Raw genomic sequence first — 23,410 nt, forward strand, 5'->3', positions numbered from 1 at the left:
AAATAAAAATACCACAGCCTAGATGACCGTGGTAGACCCAAAATTTTATACTTTCTTATCTTTCAAAAAAAATTACATCTTTGACGTAATCTCCTTCGTATTTTCAAATTATTATTTAGCATTCAGTCTGATCGCTTTGTATAACAATTAAACCTTTCCTACATTTTACCATTAAAAACAACCTTTGGGAACCTCTCTGTGGGATTTTTTTATTACTAACCCTAAAACTTGAAATTTTGGCTATGTCAATAAACCCCATCAGTGTTTCTGATGCTCTATAATGACTGGAAACAGACGATGTTATATGTCCGGATTCTGACGGTCAATTATTCCAAGGAAAGGGGGGCTTTTGCCCTCCCTAAATTCCCACTGTGCTATAACAGACTCACTTGATACGTCTGATTTGTCTTTAAGTCCAACTTCGTTCCGCAACGATATATCATTGACTCCGCAGCTCTATTCGTCAAGTCAGCTTGCTGCCATCCCCAGGTGAAGTTCGAACCAATCCCCGCAACTGATTTTTTAGCCTCTGTTGTGTTTCAGATAAAGACCCAGCAGTCCAGCTCCTCATTATATTTCATGTCTTTCCATCGGCCTCATGATAATTCACCCTCGATCACATACTTTACCATGTAATCATGAATAATTTTTCGTCCTTTTTACGCCCTATAAAGCAAACAGTGGGTACTGGCCTTATTGATGAGGCGGGCGGGCTGCTCTTTGGTCCCGCATCCAGAAACCTGAATAGTTCTCAATTCCTCTACTTATTAATCGTAACCCCAACAATGATATTCCCAAAGATACGGTATTTTCCTGTACAGGATTATCTAGAATTCCTAAACATAATGCAATAATTCGACCATGGCTAATAGAGAGGTCAATCTGATTCCCTGTAAGTTGGTAGCGTGCAATTAGATAGTCCGTTGTTTGAATTACTATTGGACTACTATTGATTTTTTGCTTTTTTAATAAATTGATAAATTTCCTCTATAGTTTCTTCAAAATTTTCCTTGTTTAATTGATGCTCCCAAACTCTTAAAATATTCCAACCTTTTTCCTTGTAGTAGTTTGTAACCTCTATATCTCGTTCAACATTTCTCTTTAATTTTTTTGCCCAAAATTCTTCGTTGTTTTTTGGCTTGTTGCCGTGTAGTTCACACACATGCCAAAAACAAGAATCAATAAAAATCACTACTTTAAATTTTTTTATGGAAATATCAGGTTTTCCGAAAAGATTATTAACATTTTTTCGAAACCTTAAACCCTTTGCCCAAAGAGCCTTTACTACTCGATCTTCTAATTTAGTTCCTTTTGAACGAATAGCTTTCATGTTTTTTTTTCGTTGTTCTGATGTTTGAAGCTTATCTGCCACGACAAATTTCACCTGCCTTTATTTTTACAATACCCTTTTAAATTCAGCAATAACAAAAAAACGATCCTTCAAAGAACCGTCTTTTTAATAGGTAGATTATTTTTTATATAGCATATTTTTCTTTAAGATACTGGACGAATGTAGTAATACTTAAAATCCTGTCTTTGTATTCTGGTGGATAGTAATCATGGTAAGCTTTTGGGACTACAAGAATTACTTTTTCTTCCTGCATTTCTTCCATTTGATTTTTTGTTATTCCCTGTTGAAGTGTCAGAAGATGTTTTTCAGGAATCCTGTTTGCTTCATTTAAAATCTGTCTCCAACGGTCTTTACATGTTGTTTTTGCACCTAAGAAAGTTAACTTTTTTTCATCATACAATATGTTTGCGTAAGCTTCATTTGAAGGTAGGAGAAAATCCGGCTTCTTGTTTCCTTCAGTTTTCCCCGGGTGACTGAAAGGTATATTAAATTTTGTAAGCATAAAATCAATATGGTGTTCTAAAGATTTTCCTGCACGGCTTTTCCTTCTATTTAATGCACTGTTTGCAAACTCGAATAACAGTTCTAACTCTCCGAACGGTTCAGTTAAATATGGCTTATATATATTTTTTTCTATAGCTTTAAAAACCTCATACTCTAAATCAATCCACCGAATTAAAGCATTGTCTGGATTAGAAAGATTGCCGCGAATAATCTTATAAAACAATTCTCTTGCCTTGTCTGCGATACATACAGTGGCAGGAAATTCATTACTGAAACTACGTGAATATTCATCTATTACTTGAAGTAATTTCAGCCTTATTTTTGTTTCTTTTTCTTCTATGTCCAAACCATATACTGCATTATTCTTTACAAGCGATATAGAGAATACTTCAAGAAATGTTTCAATTTCATCTTCGTTTTCTAAAATGAAACAATAAAAATCATCCATACTTGCCTGAATAAATATTATAAGGTTTCCGACCTGTTCATATTTATTGAAAGGTGAATTAGTCCAGAATCTTGTCAATCGGTACTCTTTTCTTGTTTTGCTTCCATACCAAATGGCGCGACTTTGAAAGGGGTAATATCCATCAACATGTATTTTAATAAAATGGTCTTTATTTTCCCCTTTTTTACCTCTTGTATCAAAAAATAACTGTGAAGCGTGAACAGATATGTATAGACCTTCTTGATGTGCTTTAGTTAGTCCAACGTCATTTGCAGAAATAAATTTACAATAGAAACGACCATACTTGTTAGCCGTCTCTATTGCTTTTGATAAATTATCATTTGGTTGCATATTCCAACCTTCTCTCAGCTACTGTATCTTCCATAACTTCGTTACGTTCGATTGCTTGAATCATACTTTGTGCGATTAAGCTAACTACCGGCACAGCGACACTGTTCCCAAATTGCTTATATGCGGCGGTATCAGATACCACGATTTTAAAATCCTCCGGAAAACCCTGTAACCTAGCACATTCTCTCGGAGTTAGCCGTCTTGGATTTTTCCCTTCCTGCGGAATTAATATTTCACTTCCATCTTTATAATACCGGGCGGAAAGTGTACGACTGTATGAATTTATATCCACTAATCCATAACCAAACCCATTACCCTTTTTAGAGTGCTTTTCTTTATAGCCTTGTAAGTATGACCATAACTTATTGCTTAACGTATACTTTCCATCTACGTTTTCTTCCAAAATTGAGGATATTGACGGACCTTCTTTAGGAACTTCGGGAAATTCAAACTTTAGATTCCTTTTAAAACCCACAATATAGATACGTTCCCTATTTTGAGGAACTAATCCTTTAGCGTTAATAACCTCATCATAAACGGTATATCCCAGTTCTTTTAATACATTCTTAATAACTTTATATGTTTTACCTTTATCATGACTTCGTAAGTTTTTAACATTTTCAAGCAAAAATGCCTGTGGTTGTTTTTCTTTGAGAATTCTCGCTATATCCCAAAAAAGCGTTCCTTGTGTTTCATCTAAGAAACCATGGTTTCTTCCTAATGAGTTTTTTTTGCTTACGCCTGCAATACTGAACGGTTGGCAGGGAAAACCGGCCAGCAAAATATCATGGTCTGGAATAGCTTTTTCATTAATACTTCTAATATCACCATGTGGGTATTCTCCATAATTAGCATAATATGTTTCTTGTGCTTTTTTGTCCCATTCACAACTAAATACACAAGTGCCGTACGGTTCAAAAGCTTTTCTTATACCTCCGATACCAGCAAATAAGTCTATAAAATTATATAACATTTTATCACCTCCGAACACTTGTACTATATATCTAATTATAACAAATAAAATTGAATACCGGTTAAATTTTATGCTAGAATATTGAACATACTTTTTAATTTACCTCTAAAAAGGAGGTTAAACAAGTGGAAAATGTAATTATTTATTATCAACAAAAAAGAAATGAGAGTACAGAAAATGCGATTATTTTTATAGATTCCCTTATTAAAAATATAAAAACTAGATATAATATAAAGGGAGTATATATTGATAATTTCGAAAATCAGAATGAATTGTTAGAATTACTCCAATCCCCGCTGGCTGACATTGATTATATATATTTAGATGAACTACCTCACGATGAGTTCAATTGGAAGTTAATAAACCAGTTAGCGAGAAGCGAAGGCTTTACTATAAAGTTTTTTAGTGATATTTAGAAAAAACTCCTTTTCTTATTTCGATTAGGGCTAAAACTCTGCTATTATTCACTAATATGTATTTACTAGTAACAATCAGGAAGCTGAAAACCCAAACTTCTTCTTCTGTTTGGAAGTGTATTCTCGACAAATCACTATACCAAAGAATGAGGTGTTTCAGCATATTTATTTGGGTGCGAAGTTTGAGAAATTAAGTAACACCCTGTGTCTTCACACTAAGTAATCAACAGCAAGCTTAATATAAAATTTAATTGAATCAATATACTTTTGTAAATCTACCCGTTCATCTGGCTGGTGCGCGATTTCCGGCTCTCCTGGTCCATAGATTAATATAGGAACGTGAGGAAGAGCCTTGCTGAAAATGGAACCATCGGTATAATAATTGACCCCTCCAGCAGGTTGATCATTGTTAAGCAGCGATTTATTAGTGTTTTTTGCTAGTCCGATAAACGGGTCATCACTAGCAGTATGCACACATCCTAAATCATTAATTGTTTCCATCTGAAAAGACATGGAATTTTGTTTTGTTGTCTTCTCTACTAAAGTTTTTATGTCTCTTTCGATATCTGCATGGTTTTGTCCTGGTACAGTTCTTATATCTAAATAGATGGTACACTGGTCGGGAACTACATTTGTACTTACTCCACCTCGAATCATGCCAATGTTGATCGTTGATTCTCCTAATATAGGATGGTGTTCATATTTCAGGGAATAGTTTCTTAATTCATTAATGAAATCGTTCATGCCCCAGATGGCATTTACCCCTAATGAGGGCATAGATCCATGTGCAGTTTTACCAAAAATTGATATTTTCAACCAAAGTACTCCCTTGTGTGCGATCTTCACTTTATTTGCCGTAGGCTCTCCAATCACAATGGCTGTGGCATCCTCAACTTGGCCATTTCTTATTACTCGTTTTGCACCAAAGCAATCAACTTCCTCACCCACTGTGCCAACAAAACGAAGATTCCCATTTAATTTTATTTGTGCTTGTTCAATACATTCGATTGCCATCACCATGGCAGCTACGCCGCTTTTCATATCGGTGGTACCTCGGCCAAACAGTTTGTTTTCCTTGATTTCTCCCTCAAAGATTCCATAATTCCAAGTTACATTTCCAGGCGGTACAGTATCAAAATGTCCGCTGAAAATTAGTGTTTTACAATCCTCATCTTTCATTTCACGATTATAGGATACAATCAGATTTTCTCTTTTTTCCGATATCGGGTCAGGAAAAAGAGTTAAATTAGATCTCTTTAATCGGTCCTTAATGACATCAGAAACTGCTTTTTCACTACCAGTATTTGTGACACTATTGATCTCAACTAATGAACGGAGAAAATTTATTGCCTCCCTTTCATCAATTAACTCAATAGCCTTTAAATAATCAACCAATTTAAGTTCCCCCCAAGAAAAAAAGAAGCAGTCTGGCACAACTACTTTAAATAAAATACAAAAGCATAGGAACTAATGTTACGAAATGATAAAGCTTCCCAATGAACGCGTACTGAACGAAAGCAGATCTTCCTACCATTTCCTTGATTTCTCTTTGTGGTCATCAGCCACACTCTTTAGCTCTCTCTGTCAAAAACACGACGAGGATTATCTATTAATATTGTATTGATTTCTTGCTGTGAAACTCCCATCCTTTTTAAACGTGGAACAAAGTTTTCCAGTATATGTGAGTACCCCCAACCTCCGTAAGTTTTCAATAAGATTTTCAAGAACACATCTTGGGAAAGCAATAGTGATTCTCCATATCCTTTTTCTAATAAGTTAATAATTGCTTTGGCATTATCTTCATCAGAAGGAGATTGGCCTTCCGGAAACAATAGATCAATGCCAATCATGTCATATTCCAAAAAAGCACCGCGATCCGCAAGGGACGTTTGATATGCAACATCATTCATACTTGGATTCATATGGTCAAGTATAGTTTTATGAACGGCTCCACCCTCTTTTTCAACAATATCGAGAATTTGATGTCCATATCTTTCCCAGCCTGGCAGATGAATGGTTAAAACATGGCCTGTTTTTTTCTGTGCCCGTGCGGCTGCACGTAATACTTTTACTTCAAGTTCTGTCATATCAGGGCTTATCCCGATTTCGCCAATTATCCCTGCTTTGATTCCAGTCCCATCCACACCCACTTCAAGATCTGAAATAATATCATTTTCAATTTCTTCAATCGACCAGTCTCTCACACGAGAAGGTATCGTATCTTCCAGGTAATACCCACATCCCATAATAATATTTAATCCCGTTCTTCTTGATAGCCGATATAAGGCATTTGGGTCTCTTCCCAGGGCAACTGGAGTAACATCTACAATGGTTTGTCCCCCAAAGTTGTAAAATTCCAGTGCCTCTTTTACGGCAACACCTTCATCAACCATTAAGCCGTTATCCTTATTTGCATAAGGATTTAACCTTAACCTTCCTAAAATATCCAGTGAAACAGATTGATTCGCAAAATACTTTAATGGTCCGTTTGGCTCTTCCCAAAGATGGGACCTATCAATATATAAATGCTCATGCATCAGTGTGATTCCTAAATTTTCACTATTGATTATCCCTTGTACTGTTTGCACCAAAGCCATCAGTATCACAACCTATTTAAATATTTTTTCTAAATCCAAACACGCGAATATTCAATATTACAGCAAGTAATAATACAAATCCTTCGATGATTTGAATAATATAAGGAGAAACTTGCAATAACGTCAAACCATTATTGATCACTCCGATGATGACCACACCGATTAAAGAACCAATCATCGTCCCTTTTCCCCCCATGAGTGCAGTGCCTCCAAGTACAACTGCGGCAATGATATCCAATTCAAACATCATCCCGATATTGGATGAGCCAGAAGCTAATCTGGAAGAAATAATAAGCCCAGCAAGTGCTGCTGCTCCGCCACTCATCATATACGTGATTAATTTAACTTTTCGCGTATCCACACCGGAACGTCTCACTGCCTCTTCATTTGCTCCAATTCCGGTTACATATATTCCGAATCTGCTATTCTTTAGCGCGACCGCTCCCAGTCCAGCAATAATAATAGCCAGCAAAGCTGAAACAGGCACACCAAATAATGTCCCAAGTCCGATATTAGTCAATCCATGTTCTCTGGAAATCGCAATGGAATAACCACCTGTGATTAATAAAGCTATACCACGAACGAAGATCATGGATGACAGCGTAACGATAAATGGAGGGATATTGTGAAAAGCGGTTATATATCCGTTAACTATACCGATCGCAAGTCCAGCAGCAATTACGATCGTTAACGTAACCGGGCTGCCAATTCCTGCTTGTAAAGCTGTTGCCGTTACTGCACTTGATAGTGCAACAATCGAGCCTACTGATAAATCAATTCCCCCAGTGGTAATAATAAACGTCATTGCTACCACTACGATTAGATTTGGCGCTAACTGTTGAATTAAATTAAAAAAGTTCCCGTAACTAAAAAATGCATCTGCAGCGAAACTAAAATAGGTAGATATAATTAACAAAATCAGAAAAATACTTAATACTTGCTTGTTTTCATTTATCCATGCAGAAATTTTGATAGCAGGATTGTACTGTTCCAGATTCACATTATTTGTCTCAATTTTCCCCTTGCTCATCACGATACCTGCACCCCCTCAGGATTTCCCATAATGGACTTTATAACTGATTCCAGCGTATATTGTTCAATCGAGCGGTTATCAATGCATTTGCCTTCATGTAAAACCATAAGCCGGTCGCAGACTTCAAATAAATCCTGTAGACGATGAGTTATTAAAATTACACTAACACCTGTTTTCTTGACCTTATTAATTAACCCTAATACCATATTGACTTCCTTTACACCAAGTGCAGAAGTAGGCTCATCCAAAATTAACACCTTCGGTTGGAACACCATTGCTCTGGCAATTGCAACAGCTTGACGTTGTCCCCCTGACATATTTTGAACTGTCAATTTGGTTGAAGATATATTAATTCCTAACTTTTCTAATTCTTCACGAGTTCGTTCATGCAGTTTTTTCTGATCAATTAATCTCCCGCCAAATTTAACTGGTTCTCGGCCAAGAAAGATATTATTTGCCACATTTAATGTATCGCACAGTGCTAAATCCTGGTAGACTGTTTCAATTTGTAAGTCTTTCGCATCTCTTGGTTTTTTAATCGAAACTTTTTGGCCATCAACATAGAACTCTCCTTGGTCAGGGATGATGACTCCGCTTAATATTTTCATAAGTGTTGATTTCCCAGCGCCATTATCACCAAGTAAACCAAGACACTCTCCTTTATATAAAGTCAAATCTACCCCTTGTAATGGTTTGACAGCACCAAAACTTTTCTGGATATTTTTCATTTGAATCCGAATATCGTTTTTGGTCATAATTAGGTAACCCCCTTATTTTCAAAAAAGCGGAAAAGCTGGCTTAACTGCTTTTCCGCAGGACATCATTTATTCAAAAGAACCTCTAAATTCATCGACATTGTCTTTTGTAACAATCGTAACCGGTACATTTAGTTGTTTCTCTACTTTTTCTCCATCTATTAATTTTTTAGCTGCTTTGACTGCTTCACTGCCAAATTCATAAGGATGCTGTTGTAGAACGGCCTCTACAAATCCTTCATCAATGCCTTCAATTACTTGCTTACTTAGATCCCATCCAAATAGTTTAACTCTATCCTCTGCTTTTTGAGAACGGACTGCTGATACCATTCCTATAAAAGCTGGCTCCCCGGTAGCAAATGCAAAAGTTAAATCTGGAGATCCAGTCAATAAGTTTTCAGATGCGGCAAGTGCTTTTTCCTGAACATTCTCCCCGTCAACAGTATTGACGATTTGCAGATTGTCATTTCCTGAAACAGTATCCTTAAAACCATCTTCACGCTTAATTTGAATTTCCGAATTTAAAGCACCTACAGTTCCTAACTTAACAGATTTTCCATCCCATTCACTTTTTAGATAGTCGTTGAAATATTCGCCAAGCTCTACACTAGATTCATAGTTATCCACACCAATTTGTACATCGACTGCGTCACTTTCAATTACAGAATCGACTGAAATAATGTGAATTCCTGCCTCTTTTGCTTGTTCAACAACAGATTCCATTCCCTTAGAATCAATGGCATTTACAATAATCGCATCAACACCAGAACTAATAAAATCTTCCACTGAATTATGCTGTGCCACTGTATCATTATTCGCATTAAATACTGTAAAATTAACCCCTAATTCATCTGCAGCTTTTTCCGCACCCTTGACCATATCAGTAAAAAACAGTGCTTCCTGGTTAATAACTGTCATAGCAATTGTAATACCATCATCTTTAGATGAATCCCCACCCGGCTTAGTACTTCCTGAAGTATCATCTACTTGCCCACAAGCTGCTAAAAATAACAACAACATCCCGATTAAGCTACAACTAACCAATTTTTTCATTTTTCATAATCCCCCTTTTTTATAAATCCCTTCTACTTCCTTTTGATTTGGAAGAGATGGTTGAGCACCTTTTCGTGTTACAGAAATCGCAGCAGCAACAACTGCTTTTTTAGTTGCTTGCAGTAAATCTTTTTCTTCTAACCAATACGTTACGAGCGCACCGCAAAAGCAGTCACCAGCAGCAGTAGTATCAACAGGATGGACCTTTGGAGAAGGCACTTGATAGATTCCGTTTTTGTCACCAATAATGGCCCCTTCAGCCCCTAAGGTTAAAACAACCTGTGAATGGCCTTCTTCCAGCAATTGTTTTACGGCTAATTCAGCATTTGCGATGTTCGATACACTAAAGCCTGTTATTTGTCCGGCTTCAACTTCATTTATAATAAGAAAATCAACTAATCTCCTTATCTGAGGATCTATCGGAACAACAGGTGCTAAATTTAGGAAGATAGGGATATTGATTTTCTTTAACGCAAGAATAATGGTATTGGCGACATCTAATGGCATCTCTAATTGCAGCAGGGCAGCTCCCGCACCGTGTGCAGCTTCCAGAGAAGCAAGCACCTCTTCCTTCGTTAATTCTTTGTTCGCATTTTGGTTGGTAATAATCATGTTTTGCCCTGCCTGATCAACAATGATAAAAGAGGAACCAGTAGCAGTTTTCTCAGAGGAAAAAACATAATCGAATGAAATGCCTTCTTCTAAAAATTTCTCCTTCAATAAACTTGCATAAGGATCTTTTCCGACCTTTCCAACCAGTGCTACCTGTTTTCCTAAACGTTGAGCGGCTACAGCCTGATTAGCTGCCTTTCCCCCAGGAATCTGGCGGAAGTCTATGGAAGCGAGTGTTTCTCCGATGTCAGGAAAACGGCTAACGTAAGCAACCAGGTCTATGTTGATCGTTCCAATAACGATAACATCTGTTTTTATCAAGCAAACCGACTCCCCCTTTATCGAACTTTTTTTACCTCACTCATAAATTTTATTACTTCCTCCTTGGACACAGGATTCCACCACTCTCCCTCTTCTTTTAATGAGCTTCCTATAATACATCCATCAGCTAATGAGAGTATCTTTGCAGCATTATTTACTGTCATTCCACTTCCAACTATAACTGGAAGACTGGTATGATTTTTAATGCCTTCTATTTCAGTTAATTCTGTTTCATTACCAGTACGTGTACCTGTGGCTATTAAAACATCCGCATCAAAGAAGATGTTGTCATGTGTTTGATCAGCCAGGTTCCTATCAGCTATAATCGAATGGCTTCCATGCTTTACATGGACATCAACAAACATCCTGATATCCTCGCCTTTTATTTGTGAGCGATATCTGGCAGCCTTTGCCGACGCTCCTTCGACAAACCCTTCATTTGCGATATACGCGTTTACCCATTGGTTTACCCTTACAAATGGCAGGTCTGCCGCTTTAGCAACAGCAAGTGCCTGGATCGCTCCATTGGCCAAGCAATTAATCCCGATTGGCAAATCCGTATGTGTTTTTAATCGATTCGCTACAGAGGTCATGGCTGCAACAGTTTCAAACCCAATGTCTTCTGGTTTTGAGAAAGGGATATCCCATGCATTTTCAATGATTAAACCGTCAACACCACCCTCCTCGAGGGCAGCTGCATCTCTTATCGCCCAATCATACACTTCATCTAAATTGCCCCCTTTAAAATGGGGAGCCCCTGGCAATGGCCGAAGATGAACCATTCCAATTACCGCACGATCCTGGTTGAAAATTTCCTTAATATAATTAGGTTTGGCAGGAAAGATTTTATTTGACATATTTCCTCCTTTTTGAATTTCTACTATGCTTTATGTTTGTTAGTTCTGTTTTAGATAGTTTAATAGACGCACCCAAATTGGCTGATAATACTCCCATTCCATAAATTCTGTAGTCCCCCAATGCGGAGCACAATCACTCGCAAATGCAGCTGTTTTTCCTTTCCCATAACTTCCCAGTACAATAAAAGGGTCTTCCTGGATTTTAACTAACACTTCTGCTTCTTTTTTTGCTTTGAATTTGTTATAGCCAAGGAAGGCAGGCCAATTTTCAATATTTTCAGTTATTTCATGTTTCAAAATGGTCTTAGGGTTGGCGCCCTGAGGGATTTCAACCCGATCATCAGCATCCAGCATTTCAACAGGGAGTACTTCAGCTAATACTGTATTTTTATAATTCGCTTTGCCCTCGATGCCCATAAAGGACAAGTAGCCGCCAATCATCAATAATCCTCCGCCATCCTCGACATATTCACGAATTAACCCTAAAGCATTCGGAACAACCTCCATTTGATAAAAGGTTGGATTCTGCAAGAGAAACGTATTGCTGCCAATATCACTAAGTACAATAGCATCGTATTTCTTTAATTCTTCAATCTTCTTCGGGAATCGAACTTGGACTTCGTGTGCCGGCATATAGTCAACCTCGATACCGGCTTGTTTTAAACAACTTAATAAGTATGTAGCACCTTCTTCGTATTTTGTAGAGGTAAAGCTATCATATCCTTTTGTATGAATCATATGAATCACCCAGGATTCCCCTATAAATAGTATTTTCATTGTATAAACTCCTTTCATTTTTTAGTAATTTAGATTTTTTTCAAACTCATGAACATCATCCAATGTAGGCATGCTTGATTGAGCACCGTATTTAGAAACAGACAATGCTGCTGTTTTATTTGCTAATTTAATGGCATCAGTAATGGAGTCCCCTCTGCCTAATGCAAAAGCCAGTGCGCCATTGAAACAATCCCCTGCACCAGTCGTATCTACAACAGGAACCTGGTAAGCCGGAAATGTTATCAAATCTTGTTTAGCCGCTTTATAAACGGAACCCTCAGACCCAATTGTTGTCACAACATGCTGAACGCCTTTTTCCAACAGCATATCTATCCGCTGATTAAAGTTATAGCCTTCAGTTTTTTTATTTGTAAGAAGTCTTAATTCTGTGTCATTAGGTGTTATGATATCAACTTTTTGTAATAAATCGTCTGAAAGCTCTTGGGCAGGAGCTGGATTCAAGATTACTGTTTTATTGAATGTTTTGGCCATACTTACCGCATAATTAACTGTTTCTAAAGGAATTTCCATTTGGATAAGAATAATGTCAGACTCCCTTATTTTGTCTTGATTTAAATCAATATCTTCTTTTGTGCAATGAGCATTTGCACCTTGAATGACAATAATTCGATTATCAGCATTTTCCAGCAAAATAACCGCTAACCCGCTTGATTCCCCTCCAACCGTTTTGATTGAAGAAATATCAACCTGATCTTTCTTTAAGATTTCTTTTAACCTATCACCGTATAAATCATCACCGACAGCTCCGATCATCGTTACCTCTGCTCCAAGTCGTGAAGCTGCAACTGCTTGATTGGCTCCTTTCCCACCTGAAAAATATTCCACACTTTCTCCAAGAATGGTTTCTCCCCTATTTGGAAACCTGGAGGACTTGACCAATAAATCCATATTTAGGCTGCCTATAACCGTTATTTTAGGTTTCATCATTTCTCTCCAATTTTTGCGTCGATTCACGTATTACAAGCGTTGCATCCAACTTGATTAGCTTTTCCCGAAAAAAAGAATGCTCTATGTAGTGAATAAGGTTTTCAGCGGCTAATTTTCCTATTTCATAAGTTGGCTGCACTACCGTAGTTATTTCGGGAGTTGTAATTTCCGTTAGTTTTATGCCATCAAACCCACATACGGCAACTTTTTCTGGCACTCTTATACCTTTTCGGTACAATACCTTTAATGCCCCAATAGCATTCATATCATTTCCGGCGAAAATCGCATCTAAATCCGGATGATCATGCAATAACTTTTTCGTTGCTTCCATCCCTCCTTCAATTGAAAAATTCCCCGGGGCCAGTAAGCTTGGAGTATACCAAGGGAGGTTTTTAACTGCATCTTCATAGGCCCTGAGGCGTTGGCGTGCTGTACTGATTTCCTGCGGCCCATATATATGGGCGATTTTTTTGCAGCCAATCTCAACTAAATGCTTCATAGCTTTTTTGGCACCTTGATAATTATCAACAAGAATTTCGCACTCTATTTCCATTTCAGGAACTCGATCCAAAACAACCATTGGTATTTTTGATTGCCTGATTTTCAATGCGTCTTCTGGATTAAGTGCGCCCGCAGCAAAAATAATCCCATCAACATATTTTTGTTTGAGTAAATCAACATACAGTTTCTTTCTCCCACCCATCTTTTCATAATTACATAAAATTAAAGTGAAACCTTGGGAATTAGCATAATCTTCCGCACCCTTGGCCAATGTAGAAAAAAACGGATTCGTGATATCTGGAACAAATAAAGCAACTGTCTTCGTTTTCTTAACAGTTAAACTTCTTGCAACTTCGTTTGGCTCGTAATTCAATAACTTGATTGCTTCTTCAATTTTCTTCCTCGTTTCTAAACCTACATAACCTTTAGAATTAAGCACCCTGGAAACACTAGCGATTGAAACTCCGGCTAATTTTGCGACATCTCTTATGGTTGCAGTCACTTTTACCAACACCTTTTACAAGAATAGTAAACCGGTTACACATTGGTTATATACTCATTATTTTTATGTATTACATCTTAATTTCGAATAATAGTAAACCGGTTACACATTCTACTAAAAAATAAGTGAGAAATTATTGTTAAGATAATTATATTTTTTAGGACTGGTTACATCCAGCACTTTGTAAGATTTTATGACAAAGAATTTAAAATTTTCCTACTTTTTCGAACTTATACCATAAATATATGAGTTAGAAATTAATTTGTCAACGCTTACATTAACAAAAAGTATAAATTAAGAAATTACAGGAAAACACATTTATGCTTTTCGTTGGGCAGCCCCTTCTACAAAAAATTCCTCTTCGACATATCCCTTACTGCTAAGATCTATGTCAGTCGCACCAAAAGGATAATTTAGGGGAGCATCGTCCGGGGCGGAAACCGGCTTCCTCCTTTCATTCCTTTAGAGTTAAAAAAACCTATAAACAAATCAAACCATTCAGTATGTTGTTTACCGAATTTTCCGTCTGCATTTTTTAATAGAAATAGGGAGACTGGAAGAAAAATCCCAGGAGTGTTGGAAAACTGAACCTTAGTCCTCTACTACCTTACAGCCTGACAGATGTTAATCAAACGAATGATGGCTCATTTGTCGGAACGTAGTTTCAGAGGAATGAGCCATCATTGTCATTAAAACAGTTGACGAAGATACTATAAACGATGCCGAACTTGCATACAGAACAATGGACGGCAAGAAAGCCGTCCATTGTTATGAGATATAAGTTTTGCTAATAACTTGGAAAATGTACCTCGTGAATGTTACCCGGCTCTTGTCGTTCAGGTATTTCCGAGAGAGCCGCCTCCAACACTTTCCTTTGTGTTTGTTTATCATGTGGCTTTCCTAACGAATGTCCAAATTCGAACCCTACCGGATGAGCGACCCGAGGTGGCCTCATCAAACTGGATTGTTCAACATCCAGCGTGATTAATATTGTTGGAATACCCTGTGATTCAATGCCACGCTGCACTGTAACTACAGTGCGATGACAGAGCGGTCAGCCGGCCGTTAAGAGAACTGCGTCCGCTTTTGAACGGACCACTTCTTTTACGAACGCTGGAATGGTTTCTTTATTAATCTTATTCAATCTCATGGAATAACCCATCATAGTTAGATATTTTTCAGCCACTCCGCCAAGGTCTCCATCTTCGACCATTTCCCTTAACCGGTCGATTGGAAAAACGGTATTAATATCCTCTTTAGGAGCATCTGTATTATAATGCTCCTTTGGCGCTGCATGGGTAACGGTTAAATCCTTTGAATCAACATCTCCAGGTATGATGCGGAAGGTTGCATCCCCTTCCGCAGGGTCAGTGTTATATGGCTCCTGATCCTTCAGGTGTACTCCAGAGGTTGAAACGATCATGATCGTCATCTCATGCAACGGTTTGCTGCTGGGTGTATATGGGATCGCTTTTCTTGACAGTTCCATACACAGCCTCCTTTTTTCTGCTTGTTAAAAGTACCTGCTTACAGTTTGCGTAAAATATCAAACAACTCTTCATTATCTGGCTGCCTGTCATTGGATGAACATCAATAAATTGAATAATCCCTTCTTTATCAACAATAAAGAGGGCGCCTTCTGAAGCTCCGTATGCTGGCTCATTTTTATTTTTGCGAGGGACACCGTATTTTCCCGAAACTTCTCCGTGCGGATAAAAATTGGAACAGAGCGGATAGGATACTCTTCCAATTGATTTTTGCCATGCCTCATGACTGTGGACACTGTCAACTGAAATAGGGCTGTCCAAAAGTCAGCTTTCACTGACTTTTTGGACAGCCCCCATATTTAAAGACAAAGTTCTTTTTCAAGCACCCGTTAGTCACGGCGTTTGAGCGGCGTTGACCACAAAGAATGAAAATATGCCAAGCACTCACTAAAGGTCAGAAAAAGGTGCTACTCCGTACAGTAAAGTGCCTCTATGTTCTTCATTGTGCATTAAAATAACAGATAACGTCTATTTATATCATCAAAATTCCACGAATATCATCTTCAGTTAATGTTGCTGAAGCTTTTTCTTCTGGATCGATAATATCTGTAATGAGATCTCTCTTTTTTTCCTGGAGCTCGTTGATCTTTTCTTCAATGGTGCCACGGGCAACGAGCTTGATCACCTGTACAACATTCTTCTGCCCCATTCGGTGAGCCCGGTCTGCCGCTTGCTGCTCGACCGCAGGATTCCACCAAAGATCATATAAGATGACTGTATCCGCGCCTGTCAGGTTCAGCCCTGTCCCTCCTGCTTTCAAGGAAATCAGAAACAAGTCACGCTCACCATCATTAAATCGATTGCAAATTTCCACTCGCTCCTCTGGAGGAGTTTGTCCATCAAGATAGAAATACGATTGCCCCTGAATTGTAATCTCTCTGCCGATCAGCTCAAGCATTTTCGTGAATTGGGAGAAAATCAGCACTCTTCTTCCGGAAAGTCTGGCTTCCTTTACTATTTGCAGGAGCTGCTCAAATTTTGCCGAGCTTCCTTTGTAGCCGTCTACAAACAGGGCAGGATGACAGCAAATTTGCCGCAATCGCGTCAAACCCGCTAAAATTCTAATCCGTTTTTTTCGAATCGTATCCTTGTCGAGGTGCTTCAATGTATCATGCCGCAGCTTCGCCAAATAGGCTGCGTAGAGCTTCTTTTGTTCGGGAAGCAGTTCTTCTGATTCAAGCATCTCAATTTTTTCAGGCAGCTCGTCAAGCACATCCTCTTTTACTCTGCGAAGCAAAAAGGGACGAGCCCTGCGAGCAATTGTTTTCCTTGGAAGATGACTATATTCTGTTAATCCCTGGAAGAGCTGCGGGAAGACAACATGATAAATCGACCAAAGCTCTTCAAGTGAATTTTCCAGCGGTGTTCCTGTAAGGCCAAATCGATTATCTGCCTGTATTCTTTTAACGGCCCGGGCCGTTTGGGACACTGGATTTTTAAACGCCTGTGCTTCGTCAAAGAAAACCGTGTGAAACATTTGGTTCTCATACCACTTGATATCACGGCGCAGCAACGGGTAGGACGTAATCATGACATCTAAATCTTTGATATCGTTTTGCAGCGCTTGTCGATCCGCTTGATTCCCGTCGATGACAATCGTTTGGAGCTCAGGAGCAAATTTCATGATTTCATGCAGCCAGTTGTACGTTAAGGATGATGGGCACACAATAAGAACCGGGTGCCTCCTGTCGCGAATGGCTGAAAGCTCGGAAACAATAAAGGCAATGCTTTGCACTGTTTTGCCAAGGCCCATGTCATCAGCGAGAACTCCGCCAAAACCGTAGCTGGCAAGTGTCTTCATCCATTTAAATCCGCGTTTTTGATAGTCTCTTAATTTGTTGCCTAAACTTTGCGGCACCTCGAAATGCATGTTACCCGGGTTGCGTATATTATCAAGAAACTGACGGAATGATTCCTCGACCGTGAAGACATCGCTATCCTCAACAGAATCAAGGTGTTTAAAACTTTCAATGATAGGCATTTTCAGACTGGCTTCAAAATCTTCATCCTGAACCGGGACTGCCTTTAGAAAACGGCGGATTTCTTCCATTTCCTTCGTTTCCAGAGACAGCAGTGACCCATTCCGAAGGCGGTAATATTTCCGCTTTTCTTCCAGTGACGCTAAAATCTCCCGAATTTGATTGTCACCAATGCCGTCCATCTCAAATTTGAATTCCAGCCAATTCGTGCGTTCTTTTTGGACCTTCACCCGAATTCTTGGATGAGCATTCTCCCTTACGATGCGAATTCGCACAGCTGTTGTCGCATAAACCTGGACAAGCCGCTGAAGCTTCGGGAGGACATGATATAAAAATTCATACTCCAGTGCTTCATTTTGCATCGTGTAACCGCCCTCTGTTGTCGAAAACCCGCTCTCCTCCATGAGCTGAAGAATTTCCTCTTCCTTTTCCAGATCCCGTATAACCAACGGACCTGTTGGAGTGTCCCGGCTTTCCAATGGTTGAATAACGACATTTTCATATTGAAATTCCAGTCCTGCAAGAAGCCGGTTTTTTAGGCGATCCAAGTAAAGCCTGGCAACAAGCGGTTTCTTCATAAGCTTATGAGATAACGCTCCAGACAGTTTCACCTCGCCGATTTTTTTCAGACCTGGCACGATTTTTTTGATAAAAAAATCAATTTGCCCATGTGGAACCGGAATGTGGTTCGTATCCGGAGCTGCCAGCATTTTCTTTAGCCCGGATAATCGTTCACAGTCCTGTTCTTCTAACCGAAAGACTTGTCCATCACACAACACCGAACTATAGGAATCCATAACGACCATGAGGTCAAAGCCTGTGATCGTTAATTGGTAATCGTCACCGTCGGTTTCTTCAAATATAAACTGTATGGGAGGTGGCCCATCCACAATTCGCAAGCGCTCATAAGAAAGACCATCATGCTCAAGCGTAACCAATGGGGTCTTGGTGAGTAAAGGTACGAGCCCCACCCAGGAAGAAGGTGGAATAAGTAACGTTTGACTACTGCCTGTAAAGTCAGAAAGGTCTGGTAAAGCTTCCAAAAACGCCTGTTCATCATGGGCGACACGGATGAGGTGATGAAGAACCGCATCTGATTCGTTTACAAAGCAATGAAGGCTTGGGTCATATGTCAATGCAGGGGATAACGTGCTATTTTTCACTTGTTTTATGTCCTGTAAAAAGCCGCGAATATTTTTCAGCTTCGTATGACCAACCTCAGCTTCCATTCCAAATAAGTACTGGCCATTCCCTATAGAGATTGTTTTACAGATGAACAGCACATCAAGTACTTCTCTTTTTTCAAAATGAAGCTGATGTACACTTGTTGGAGCTGGCCTTTTATCAAAGAGCGTCATGAAGCCTTCTGTCAGCTCTCCATACTTGGATTGCCCTTGTACGCTGAAAGGAAACGTTCCTTGGCGTTGATGTTCATAAATGGCTAATAAAACGGCCGCAATGTGCTGGCAATCCTTTTGGAAATCTGCCAGGGCAGGACAGCTGCATTTCGTCTGTATGCCGCCTGCTGTATCTTTTTCAATTGTGACCTGAAAACCCTCCGTTGCTTGAACGGTCGCTTCACAAAAGTCAGGGCTATACTGGGTAAATGTGACTTTATTCGCTCGATAAAAAGAGTCTCCTTTTTTGAAGGAGACGGTACCGCACATTTCTTTTACCATCTTGCGATTTACTTTTATGTTCATGTACTCCCGCTCCTTCCTTTCTATTTTGTCGAGGGGTATGTATATATTATTCAACGTCTGTACTATATTCTCTTCACTCGTTTTTCTTCCCCATTGTACCATGTTTCTATGAATTAAGAGAGTTTGGCGGGAGGTGGTTAAATGAGAAAAGCCTATGGAATAAAAAATTTAATCGCGTATCTTGCTTCAGTAAATTATCCAATTTCTGAGCAGGAGATCCATGATCTTATTCAAAGTAAAGACATACCGCATCAAAGACCTATCAACAATATGATTGTCTTTAATTTAAATTATATAGATTGGTGGGTTAGTCAACAGCGATTAAAACCGTAGATAAAGCCCTGCTCCGGCAGGGTTTTATCTTGATACTAATTTGCTTATAAACGATGCCGAACTTGTATACACAACAAGGAACGGCAAACAAGCCGTCCCTTGTTGTGACATATTAGTTTTACAAATAACTTGGAAAATGCACCTCATGAATGTTCCCAGGCTCTTGTCTCTCAGGTATTTCAGCCAGAGCCGCCTCTAACACTTTCCTTTGTGTTTCTTTATCATGCGGCTTTCCCAACGAGTGTCCAAATTCAAACCCTTTTGGATGAATGGCCCGGGGAGGTCTCATCAAACTGGATTGTTCAACATCCAGCGTGATTAAAGTAGTTGGAATTCCCTGTGATTCAATGCCACGCTGCACTGTAACTACAGTGCGATGACAAAGCGGTCAGCCGGCTGTTAAGAGAACGGCGTCCGCTTTTGACCGGACCACTTCTTTTACGAGCGCGGGAATGGTTTCTTTATTAATCTTATTCAGTCTCATGGAATAGCCCATCATCGTTAGATGTTTTTCAGCCACTCCGCCAAGGTCTCCATCTTCGACCATTTCTCTTAACCGGTCGATTGGAAAGACGGTGTTAATATCCTCTTTCGGAGCATCTGTATTATAATGCTCCTTTGGTGCTGCATGGGTAACGGTCAGGTCCTTTGAGTCAACATCCCCAGGTATGATGCGGAAGGTTGCATCCCCTTCCGCAGGGTCCGTGTTATAGGGCTCCTGATCCTTCAGGTGTACCCCGGAGGTTGAAACGATCATGATTGTCATCTCATGAAGCGGTTTACTGCTGGGTGTATATGGGATCGCTTTTCTTGAGAGTTCCATACACAGCCTCCTTTTTTTCTGCTTGTTAAAATTACCTGCTTACAGTTTGCGTAAAACATCAAACAGCTCTTCATTATCTGGTTGCCTGTCGATTGGATGAACATCAATCCACTGAATGATACCTTCTTTATCAATAATAAAGAGGGCACGTTCTGAAGCTCCGTATGCCGGTTCATTTTTATTCTTGCGAAGGACACCGTATTTTTCCGAAACTTCTCCGTGCGGATAAAAATCGGAACAGAGCGGGTAGGACACTCCGCCAATAGATTTTTGCCATGCTTCGTGACTGTGGACACTGTCAACTGAAATACCCAGAACCTGGGTATCAAAATCTTCAAAACGAGGCAGATCATCCTCGTATGAAGGCATTTGCGCGCCTCAGACAGGGGTCCAATCGAGAGGGTAAAAACATATGAACACATTTTTGGATCCTCGATAATCACTCAAAGTAACTGTGCGATTACCATGGGCTTCCAATGTGAAATCAGGTGCCTGATCACCTACTTTTAAGGTGCTTGTTTCAGTAGCTCCTTGTGGCATGTTAACTCTCCTTTCTTGTCATTCTTTCATGCTTAACAATATTTATTATCGGCTACTGCTTTCAGCTTTAACCTGTAAAACATGTAAAATTTTCATCTTTAATAGAAAAAGGATGCCGGTTCTGGACCGACATCCTCCTACTTTTCTTCACCATTAGCTTCCCATCTTGATATTTCTTCGCGAACCATTGGCGCTACTTCTTTTCCCAGCAGTTCTATCGCTTTCATCACATCGTCATGTGGCATCGTTCCGACCGGTACGTGCAGCATAAAGCGTGTGATGCCAACGTTCTTTCGAAGGTGAATAATTTTTTCGGCAACTGTTTTCGGATCACCTACATATAAGGCTCCTTCAAAGCTGCGGGCGGCGTCGAAGCTGGAGCGGTCATATGGACCCCATCCGCGCTCCCGGCCCAGTTTGTTCATGGCCTGCTGGGTCGACGGGAAAAATTTCTCGGCCGCTGTTTCGGTATCCTCGGCAATGAAACCGTGCGAATGCGACGCAACCGCGAGCTTCGATACGTCATGCCCTGCGTGTGCTGCTGCCTTTTTATAGAGCCGTACAAGTGGTTCAAAATGCAGCGGGCTGCCGCCAATAATCGCCAGAACTAATGGCAGTCCAAGCAGGCCTGCGCGCGCAACGGATTCGGAATTACCCCCGCTGCCAATCCATACAGGCAACGGATTCTGAACAGGGCGCGGATACACACCGAGATTTTGAATCGCAGGACGATGGATCCCGCTCCAGGTGACTTTCTCGGACTCCCGTATTTTTAACAACAGCTCCAGCTTCTCTTCGAACAGCTCATTGTAGTCCTTTAAATCGTAGCCAAACAGCGGAAAAGATTCGATAAAAGAACCCCGGCCTGCCATGATTTCTGCTCGTCCGTTTGAAATCGCGTCCAGGGTTGCAAAATCCTGAAACACTCGCACTGGATCGGCAGAAGAAAGAACCGTTACTGCACTCGTCAGCCGTATCCGCTTTGTTTGGGACGCAGCCGCGGCCAAAATGACTGCAGGAGCTGATGCCGCGTAATCTTCACGATGATGTTCCCCTACACCCAATACATCCAGCCCTACCTGATCTGCCAGTACAATTTCCTCGACCACTTCCCGAATTCGCTGGGCATGACTGATCACCTCACCGGTTTCAACATCCGGCGTTGTCTCTACAAACGTGCTTAAACCTATCTCCACTGAATCTTCCTCCCATTCTAGTCGTAGCTACATGTCTCTTGCTGATCTTTTGATATACCTTTTCTAAAAGATACCACTCTTATCCAATCTGTGCACAATACACTGCTTTTTCGATGATAGGTAGAGTTGCTATTGATTAGTAAAAAATGAAATATAAATTTTATTCATTTCATTTTTTTCTATAAACCTGGTACCCATTTTATTGATTCCTTTTATGTTAATTTGAAATTGAAATGTCTTCAATTTTTAACTGATATATTGTTTTCTAATCACAAAAAACAACATTCCATACATATTTTCTGACACATCCTTGAAAGGTTGTCGGAGCTTGAACTAAAGCACCGGTTTTTGATTAACCGGTTTGGGGAATAGGAAGAATGACAATACAGGATGGAGGATTTAGTTTAAATGAAAATACTTTTGATTATCGCTGTGATTGTAGTTGCATATGTGGTATATAAGAAGTTTGTTAAACGCAGTTAAAATAAAGGGCTCTTCTGAGTCCCTATTTGACTTGATATAGGGTGCAGCCGATATTGAAGAATGCACCTGTAGTTCATGATCTATATATTTATTCAAATAACTTCATTCGAGTGGCATTTTCCCCTACTCCAATGACGCATGCTCCCACAATCCCAGCCTTCCTTTCGCAGGAATAAATTCATCAAGCATCCTCCTGTCCGTAACCTCCCAAGCATAGCTTCCCACATCAAAGTCACCCAATATATAATCATTGCCCGATACGATCCGTCCATCCTCAAGGATTGCCGATGTCTTCTTGTCTTCCGTTACCTTTAAACAATTAATAAGCTGACATGTACCAATAATCATCCCGGTTGGAAGAGTATCCTCTGTGTAGCCATGCTTGCCAAGCAAATACAGTATACCCTCATGACTGCAGACTGCCTTGTCCACTTTCTTGCTAGTATGAATCGCCAACGGCCCACGATAATTTGTCCTCCATGTCCTTGTTTCATATTGGGCTTCACCAAGGATGAATAGACTTGCCCAAGGCTGGATCATTGATAAAATTTTCAGTTACAGTCCCTCCAACCTGAAAAAATACTTTGTTTTTAAAGTATCCAGATGGAATAATATTATTAGTACAGGCAGTTCCTCAGAATTTCCTTACGCCCCCATAAAATGAGAATGACAATACAGGGGAGGAAATTAGTGCAATGAAAATACTTTTGATTATCGCTCTGATTGCAGTTGCCTATGTGGTATCATGAGTGTTGATTATCCATAATTAGACAAACCTATCCCGTTATTCGTACTGTACTTACTTAT

The 23,410-nt window shown here is 39.7% G+C and carries 22 protein-coding genes and 1 pseudogene; 2 read left to right on the forward strand and 21 right to left on the reverse strand.

Annotation, left to right across the window (positions count from 1 at the left end):
• Nucleotides 1-946: 946 nt before the first annotated feature.
• The 3 genes from CU633_RS19370 to dcm form a co-directional block, all read right to left on the reverse strand.
• Complete coding sequence (locus CU633_RS19370) at nt 947-1,372, reverse strand: very short patch repair endonuclease (RefSeq protein WP_101662215.1); 426 nt, start codon at nt 1,370-1,372, stop codon at nt 947-949.
• Between the two features lie 103 nt (nt 1,373-1,475).
• Nucleotides 1,476-2,654 (reverse strand): type II restriction endonuclease, encoded by a 1,179-nt coding sequence (locus CU633_RS19375; RefSeq protein ID WP_101662216.1) that lies wholly within the window; start codon nt 2,652-2,654, stop codon nt 1,476-1,478.
• On the reverse strand, nt 2,641-3,627 hold the full coding sequence (dcm, locus tag CU633_RS19380) for a DNA (cytosine-5-)-methyltransferase (RefSeq protein WP_101662217.1): 987 nt from the start codon (nt 3,625-3,627) through the stop codon (nt 2,641-2,643). The genes CU633_RS19375 and dcm overlap by 14 nt, the downstream gene beginning before the upstream one ends.
• A 125-nt stretch (nt 3,628-3,752) precedes the next feature.
• On the opposite strand from dcm, the gene CU633_RS19385 reads away from it, so the two are divergent.
• Nucleotides 3,753-4,043 carry a hypothetical protein gene (locus tag CU633_RS19385; RefSeq protein WP_101662218.1) on the forward strand — a complete coding sequence of 97 codons (291 nt, stop codon included), beginning with the start codon at nt 3,753-3,755 and terminating at the stop codon, nt 4,041-4,043.
• A gap of 210 nt (nt 4,044-4,253) precedes the next feature.
• On the opposite strand, the gene CU633_RS19390 is transcribed toward CU633_RS19385, so the two are convergent.
• From CU633_RS19390 to CU633_RS19455, 14 genes and pseudogenes are all read right to left on the reverse strand, one after another.
• Nucleotides 4,254-5,438 carry a M20 family metallopeptidase gene (locus tag CU633_RS19390; RefSeq protein ID WP_101662219.1) on the reverse strand — a complete coding sequence of 395 codons (1,185 nt, stop codon included), beginning with the start codon at nt 5,436-5,438 and terminating at the stop codon, nt 4,254-4,256.
• Between the two features lie 176 nt (nt 5,439-5,614).
• Nucleotides 5,615-6,640: a phosphotriesterase family protein gene (locus CU633_RS19395; RefSeq protein WP_101662220.1), complete on the reverse strand. Its 1,026-nt coding sequence runs from the start codon at nt 6,638-6,640 to the stop codon at nt 5,615-5,617.
• 16 nt (nt 6,641-6,656) lie between these two features.
• Nucleotides 6,657-7,670 (reverse strand): ABC transporter permease, encoded by a 1,014-nt coding sequence (locus CU633_RS19400; RefSeq protein WP_101662221.1) that lies wholly within the window; start codon nt 7,668-7,670, stop codon nt 6,657-6,659.
• Nucleotides 7,670-8,428 carry an ATP-binding cassette domain-containing protein gene (locus CU633_RS19405; RefSeq protein WP_101662222.1) on the reverse strand — a complete coding sequence of 253 codons (759 nt, stop codon included), beginning with the start codon at nt 8,426-8,428 and terminating at the stop codon, nt 7,670-7,672. The genes CU633_RS19400 and CU633_RS19405 overlap by 1 nt, the downstream gene beginning before the upstream one ends.
• Before the next feature lie 69 nt (nt 8,429-8,497).
• Nucleotides 8,498-9,481: a substrate-binding domain-containing protein gene (locus tag CU633_RS19410; RefSeq protein ID WP_101662223.1), complete on the reverse strand. Its 984-nt coding sequence runs from the start codon at nt 9,479-9,481 to the stop codon at nt 8,498-8,500.
• Between the two features lie 3 nt (nt 9,482-9,484).
• Nucleotides 9,485-10,414, reverse strand: a complete 930-nt coding sequence (locus CU633_RS19415; protein WP_180955039.1) for a ribokinase — start codon at nt 10,412-10,414, stop codon at nt 9,485-9,487.
• A 17-nt stretch (nt 10,415-10,431) separates the two neighbouring features.
• Nucleotides 10,432-11,271, reverse strand: a complete 840-nt coding sequence (locus CU633_RS19420) for a BtpA/SgcQ family protein (protein ID WP_101662225.1) — start codon at nt 11,269-11,271, stop codon at nt 10,432-10,434.
• 39 nt (nt 11,272-11,310) lie between these two features.
• The gene (locus CU633_RS19425) at nt 11,311-12,048 is read right to left on the reverse strand and encodes a glutamine amidotransferase (protein WP_101662226.1); all 738 of its coding nucleotides are present in this window, start codon (nt 12,046-12,048) and stop codon (nt 11,311-11,313) included.
• A gap of 21 nt (nt 12,049-12,069) precedes the next feature.
• Entirely contained in the window at nt 12,070-12,993 is a 924-nt protein-coding gene (gene rbsK, locus CU633_RS19430) for a ribokinase (protein ID WP_101662227.1), read from the reverse strand.
• A complete protein-coding gene (locus CU633_RS19435; RefSeq protein ID WP_101662228.1) occupies nt 12,983-13,999 on the reverse strand; it encodes a LacI family DNA-binding transcriptional regulator in 1,017 nt (338 codons plus the stop codon). The genes rbsK and CU633_RS19435 overlap by 11 nt, the downstream gene beginning before the upstream one ends.
• Nucleotides 14,000-14,317: 318 nt before the next feature.
• Nucleotides 14,318-14,422 (reverse strand): annotated as a pseudogene (locus CU633_RS23710) (alpha/beta hydrolase domain-containing protein); the annotation flags it as partial.
• 631 nt (nt 14,423-15,053) lie between these two features.
• Nucleotides 15,054-15,488, reverse strand: a complete 435-nt coding sequence (locus CU633_RS19445) for a glycine/sarcosine/betaine reductase selenoprotein B family protein (RefSeq protein WP_101662230.1) — start codon at nt 15,486-15,488, stop codon at nt 15,054-15,056.
• Nucleotides 15,433-15,807: a redoxin domain-containing protein gene (locus tag CU633_RS19450; RefSeq protein ID WP_257959096.1), complete on the reverse strand. Its 375-nt coding sequence runs from the start codon at nt 15,805-15,807 to the stop codon at nt 15,433-15,435. The genes CU633_RS19445 and CU633_RS19450 overlap by 56 nt, the downstream gene beginning before the upstream one ends.
• A gap of 211 nt (nt 15,808-16,018) precedes the next feature.
• Nucleotides 16,019-19,228, reverse strand: a complete 3,210-nt coding sequence (locus CU633_RS19455) for a DEAD/DEAH box helicase (protein WP_101662231.1) — start codon at nt 19,226-19,228, stop codon at nt 16,019-16,021.
• Between the two features lie 141 nt (nt 19,229-19,369).
• Here CU633_RS19455 and CU633_RS19460 point away from each other — a divergent pair, with 141 nt between their 5' ends.
• Nucleotides 19,370-19,561 carry a hypothetical protein gene (locus CU633_RS19460; RefSeq protein ID WP_101662232.1) on the forward strand — a complete coding sequence of 64 codons (192 nt, stop codon included), beginning with the start codon at nt 19,370-19,372 and terminating at the stop codon, nt 19,559-19,561.
• 388 nt (nt 19,562-19,949) lie between these two features.
• On the opposite strand, the gene CU633_RS19470 is transcribed toward CU633_RS19460, so the two are convergent.
• The 4 genes from CU633_RS19470 to CU633_RS19485 form a co-directional block, all read right to left on the reverse strand.
• Nucleotides 19,950-20,384 carry a glycine/sarcosine/betaine reductase selenoprotein B family protein gene (locus CU633_RS19470; protein ID WP_101662234.1) on the reverse strand — a complete coding sequence of 145 codons (435 nt, stop codon included), beginning with the start codon at nt 20,382-20,384 and terminating at the stop codon, nt 19,950-19,952.
• A 39-nt stretch (nt 20,385-20,423) separates the two neighbouring features.
• Entirely contained in the window at nt 20,424-20,924 is a 501-nt protein-coding gene (locus CU633_RS19475; protein WP_101578069.1) for a redoxin domain-containing protein, read from the reverse strand.
• A gap of 137 nt (nt 20,925-21,061) precedes the next feature.
• A complete protein-coding gene (locus CU633_RS19480) occupies nt 21,062-22,120 on the reverse strand; it encodes an LLM class flavin-dependent oxidoreductase (RefSeq protein ID WP_101662235.1) in 1,059 nt (352 codons plus the stop codon).
• Between the two features lie 606 nt (nt 22,121-22,726).
• Nucleotides 22,727-23,158, reverse strand: coding sequence for an ASCH domain-containing protein (locus CU633_RS19485; protein ID WP_101662236.1), 432 nt, complete (start codon nt 23,156-23,158; stop codon nt 22,727-22,729).
• Nucleotides 23,159-23,410 lie beyond the last annotated feature (252 nt).

The organism is Bacillus sp. V3-13, assembly GCF_002860165.1.
Lineage (GTDB): Bacteria > Bacillota > Bacilli > Bacillales > Cytobacillaceae > Bacillus_BJ.